A 5,029-nucleotide genomic window follows, 5' to 3' on the forward strand; every position below is an offset into this window, starting at 1 on the left:
TTCACTACTTTCAACCTAGGGTTTAACACTTTGAAGTGTTGCGGAAAGTTAAATATGTTAAAATAGAAGTGTGGGGATGGTTGGGAGGATTGAAGAAGGGGATATGGGTGACAGCTTCGTGCTTGAACAGATATTTTTTGAATAAAAAAAGAATAATGTAGGGATATTTGCAATTATTTTTGTATTTTTGCCGCATAATTATAAATAAATATACGATAATGAAAGAACGTTACGACCGCTTGGACACGCTTCGCATCATCCTTTCGCGTGGCGAAGCCGGTAGCCAGGAAAGCATATTGCGACAACTTTCGCGCCATGGTTTCGATGTGACGCAAGCTACCCTTTCGCGCGATTTGCGCAAACTTAAGGCGGTGAAAATATCTGTACCGGAAGGCTTTCGTTATATTTTACCCGAGCATCCGGGTTATCGTCGCAACATTACGCCGTCTACAATGGCTGGTTTCCTGCATAGCACCGGATTTGAAAGTCTGGACTTTTCGGGTAATCTGGCTGTCCTGCATACCAGGCCGGGTTATGCAGGCGGACTGGCTTCCGACATTGATGCCCATCGTCTGCCTACTGTTATCGGTACTGTTGCAGGAGATGACACCATCCTTATTGTGATGCACGAAGGTACTACGCGGCAAATGTTCATAGACAGTCTTGCAGAGGTTATTCCTGCCATCAAGAGTATCCTCCTCTGACGGTAGCCGGAGAGGAAAGGTGCATATCCTATCGCTAATTGAATAATAATATTATATTAAATGGAAGAATACAACGACGGTATTAAAGTTATCGTGGCCGATGCCTCCCATGAGAGGTATGTCGACACAATTCTGAAAACTATTACCGATGCAGCTCAGGTGCGCGGTTCGGGTATTGCTTCGCGTACCCATGAGTATGTGGCTACGAAGATGAAAGAACGTAAGGCCATCATTGCCCTTTATGGCGAAGAAGAGGAATTTGCCGGTTTTTGCTATATCGAGAGCTGGGAGAACAAGCACTATGTGGCTAACTCCGGCCTGATAGTAGTACCGAAATTCCGCGGACACCATCTTGCCACGCGTATCAAGCGGCTGGCCTTTTCGCTGTCGCGCTTACGCTGGCCCAACGCCAAGATCTTCGGTCTGACAAGCTCCGGAGCCGTTATGCGCATCAACACTTCGCTGGGCTACGTGCCTGTGCCGTTTGCCGAACTTACGCAGGATGACGAGTATTGGAAAGGATGCGGCACACCCGAACATCCCTGCTGCATCAATTGCGATGTGCTGGCCCGCACGGGACGGAAATATTGCGTTTGCACAGGCATGCTTTACGACCCGGCCCGACATCCCGGCGAGCCGCTTCCGGTAGAACTGCCGCAAGATGTCATTGACTTTGTAAGAAAGGCCGAGGCTGCCTCTCAGAATTAAATCCAACTATTTCTCCAACAACGAAAAAGCATCTGCAAGATATGAAAAAGAAAGTAGTAGTCGCCTTCAGCGGCGGATTGGATACGTCCTACACAGTGATGTATCTGGCCAAGGAAAAAGGCTATGAAGTTTATGCCGCTTGTGCCAATACCGGCGGTTTCAGTCAGGAACAGCTCAAGGCAAATGAAGAAAATGCGTACAGGCTGGGCGCTACAAAGTATGTTACGCTTGACGTGACGCGTGAGTATTACGACAAGAGCCTGCGCTATATGATTTACGGTAACGTGCTGCGTAATAACGTCTATCCGATTTCCGTCAGCTCCGAACGTATTTTCCAGGGAATGGCCATTGCGCGCTATGCCAAAGAGATCGGCGCCGACGCCATAGCCCATGGTTCCACCGGAGCGGGCAATGATCAGGTACGTTTCGACATGACTTTTCTTGTGATGTGTCCCGAAATGGAAATCATTACACTCACGCGCGACAGCAACCTTTCGCGGCAGGAAGAAGTCGATTATCTGAACAATAATGGCTTTCATGCCGATTTTACCAAGTTGAAATACAGCTACAACGTCGGCATTTGGGGAACCAGCATCTGTGGTGGTGAGATTCTTGATTCACGCCAGGGGTTGCCTGATACGGCTTATCTCAAGCAGGTTACTAAAACCGGCAGCGAGCAGCTGACACTGACCTTTGAACAAGGTGAGCTAAAGGCTGTGAACGGCACGCGCTTCGACGATCCTATAGCTGCTATCAGCTGCGTGGAGGAGATTGGTGCCGCTTATGGTATCGGGCGCGACATGCACGTAGGCGATACGATAATAGGTATAAAGGGGCGGGTAGGATTTGAGGCCGCAGCGCCCATGCTCATCATCGGCGCCCACCGCTTCCTTGAGAAATATACCCTTTCCAAATGGCAGCAGTATTGGAAAGACCAGGTAGCCAATTGGTACGGCATGTTCCTCCATGAAAGTCAGTATCTCGAACCCGTAATGCGCGATATCGAAGCCATGCTTGAGAGTTCGCAGCGCTACGTCAACGGCACGGTGATTCTTGAACTCCGCCCGTTAGGATTCTCCACGGTGGGAGTGGATAGTCCCGACGATCTTGTGAAGACGAAGTTCGGCGAATATGGCGAGACGCAGAAAGGATGGACAGCCGAAGACGCCAAAGGCTTTATAAAAGTACTTTCAACTCCTTTGCGCGTGTTCCACACCAATCATAATGACCAACAACTTTAACGCCGCTGCCTTATGATAAAAATAGGTATAATTGGCGGTGCAGGATATACGGCCGGCGAGCTTTGCCGTCTTTTGCTCAATCATCCTGAAGCCGAAATAGTTTTCGTCAACAGTGAGAGTAATGCCGGCAACCTGCTCACCGAAGTACACGCCGGCCTTCATGGTGAAACCGATCTCCGTTTTACCGACGAATTGCCTTTTGAACAGGTAGACGTCGTATTCTTCTGCTTCGGGCATGGCAAGAGCACGCAATTTCTGGCCGACCACTATATTCCCGCCGATGTGCGCATTATAGACCTGGCGCAGGATTTCCGTCTGCCGGCCAAGGACAATGATTATGTATACGGTTTGCCGGAACTCAACCGTTGCCGCATTGCCGGCGCTCAACATGTGGCCAATCCCGGTTGTTTTGCCACGTGCATACAATTAGGTCTGTTGCCGCTGGCCAAGGCCGGTCTGCTTGAGGGCGATGTGGCTGTCAATGCCATAACCGGTTCAACGGGAGCCGGCGTAAAGCCCTCGGCCACCACCCATTTTTCATGGCGTTCGGGCAATATGAGCGTTTATAAAGCCTTCAACCATCAGCATGTACCTGAGATAAAGGCATCGCTTTGCAGCCTGCAGCCCGGTTTTGAAGGTCAAATAGACTTTATCCCTTACCGCGGCGATTTTCCGCGCGGTATCTTTGCCACTGAGGTGTTGAGTTGTGATGTGCTCGAAGAGGAGATAGCCGGTCTCTACAAGGACTTCTACAGCGAGGCCCCCTTTACGCACTATCTTGACAAGGTCATAGACATGAAGCAGGTGGTGAATACGAACAAGTGTCTCATCCACACGGAGCGTCATGGCAATAAACTTCTCGTGACGGCCTGCATCGACAATCTGCTTAAAGGCGCGTCGGGACAGGCTGTGCAGAATATGAACCTGATGTTCGATCTTGAAGAGACAACCGGCCTGCGCCTCAAGCCGGTGGCTTTCTGAAAAGGCGGGCGCCGCATTGCCGGCTACGGCCGGCCAATTCATAAAAAAAGACAAGCAAATGGAACTTTATCCCGTATACCCCCTTTTTGATATTGAGATAACCAAAGGGCAAGGATGCCATGTCTGGGACAGTGCCGGACAGGAATACCTTGATTTTTACGGTGGCCATGCCGTTATCAGCATAGGTCATTGTCACCCTCATTATGTCAGTGCGTTGCAGCATCAGCTCACGCAGCTGGGCTTTTATTCCAATTCTGTGGTGAACCGCCTTCAGGAGCAGCTGGCCGAACGTCTGGGCCGCGCCTGCGGTTATGAGGACTATCGGTTGTTTTTGGTCAATTCCGGTGCCGAGGCCAATGAGAACGCTCTCAAGCTCGCCTCGTTCCATACCGGCCGCAAGCGCATTCTGGCCGCTTCGAAAGCCTTTCACGGCCGCACCTCGCTGGCCGTCGAGGCTACCGACAATCCCCGTATCGTAGCGCCTGTCAACGATGGCGGACATGTGACGTTCCTGCCGCTCAACGATTTGTCAGCCTTTGAGACGGAACTCGAAAAGGGAGACGTTGCGGCGGTCATTGTGGAATGTATCCAGGGAGTGGGCGGCATCCGCCTGGCTACCGCCGAGTTCATGCAAGGTCTGCGCCGTGCCTGCGACAAGAGCGGCACCGTGCTCATCTGTGATGAAATACAATGCGGCTACGGGCGTAGCGGCCGCTTTTTTGCCCATCAACACCTCGATGTTCGCCCCGACATCATTACCTGCGCCAAAGGCATCGGCAACGGATTCCCTCTGGGGGCCGTGATCATATCGCCTGCTTTCGAGGCTTCTTACGGCCAGTTGGGCACGACTTTTGGCGGCAATCATCTGGCCTGTACCGCAGCATTGGCGGTGCTCGACGTGATGGAACAGGAAAAACTGGTGGAAAACGCCGCTGAGGTGGGCGGTTATCTTCTCAACCGCCTACAGGCTCTTGCCGCCGAGGTGCCTGCTATCGTTGAGGTGCGCGGACAGGGATTGATGATAGGCATTGAGTTTGCCGGTCCCATCAAGGAAATGCGCCAGCGCCTTGTGAACGGGCAGCACGTGTTTACCGGTGCGGCCTCCACCAACATTTTGCGCCTCCTGCCGCCGCTCTGCATAACCATGGCGGAGGCAGACGAATTTATAGAGCGCCTGAAGAGTGTTATCTGAATTTTTCCGCAATGACTTCACTTCATAAGAAATAAGTCATCTTTGCCGCAACGATTTTCAAGTTCCGTTGCGGCTTTTTTTGTCTTTTGACTTTAACATATTTAACCTTTCGTAACGCTTTGGAGTGTTAAAACATAGGTTTGAAGTAGCATTGTTGAAAAAGTCAGTATCGGAATTTTTACTCGAATACTTGGAATTTAAAC

The 5,029-nt window shown here is 50.9% G+C and carries 5 protein-coding genes; all 5 read left to right on the top strand.

Translation table 11 applies throughout. The annotated features are described in order from the left end of the window. Positions 1–218 precede the first annotated feature (218 nt). The 5 genes from C5S62_RS02945 to C5S62_RS02965 are packed head-to-tail and all read left to right on the top strand — an operon-like array spanning position 219 to position 4,826. The gene (locus C5S62_RS02945; protein WP_104403988.1) at positions 219–704 is read left to right on the top strand and encodes an arginine repressor; all 486 of its coding nucleotides are present in this window, start codon (positions 219–221) and stop codon (positions 702–704) included. Between the two features lie 60 nt (positions 705–764). Further along, positions 765–1,412: a GNAT family N-acetyltransferase gene (locus C5S62_RS02950; protein WP_104403989.1), complete on the top strand. Its 648-nt coding sequence runs from the start codon at positions 765–767 to the stop codon at positions 1,410–1,412. Between the two features lie 32 nt (positions 1,413–1,444). After that, entirely contained in the window at positions 1,445–2,653 is a 1,209-nt protein-coding gene (locus tag C5S62_RS02955; protein ID WP_172485973.1) for an argininosuccinate synthase, read from the top strand. A gap of 12 nt (positions 2,654–2,665) precedes the next feature. Beyond that, a complete protein-coding gene (gene argC, locus C5S62_RS02960) occupies positions 2,666–3,634 on the top strand; it encodes an N-acetyl-gamma-glutamyl-phosphate reductase (protein ID WP_104403991.1) in 969 nt (322 codons plus the stop codon). 58 nt (positions 3,635–3,692) lie between these two features. Continuing rightward, entirely contained in the window at positions 3,693–4,826 is a 1,134-nt protein-coding gene (locus tag C5S62_RS02965; RefSeq protein WP_104403992.1) for an aspartate aminotransferase family protein, read from the top strand. The last annotated feature ends 203 nt before the right edge of the window (positions 4,827–5,029 follow it).

The organism is Prevotella sp. MGM2 (assembly GCF_002933955.1).
GTDB lineage: Bacteria > Bacteroidota > Bacteroidia > Bacteroidales > Bacteroidaceae > Alloprevotella.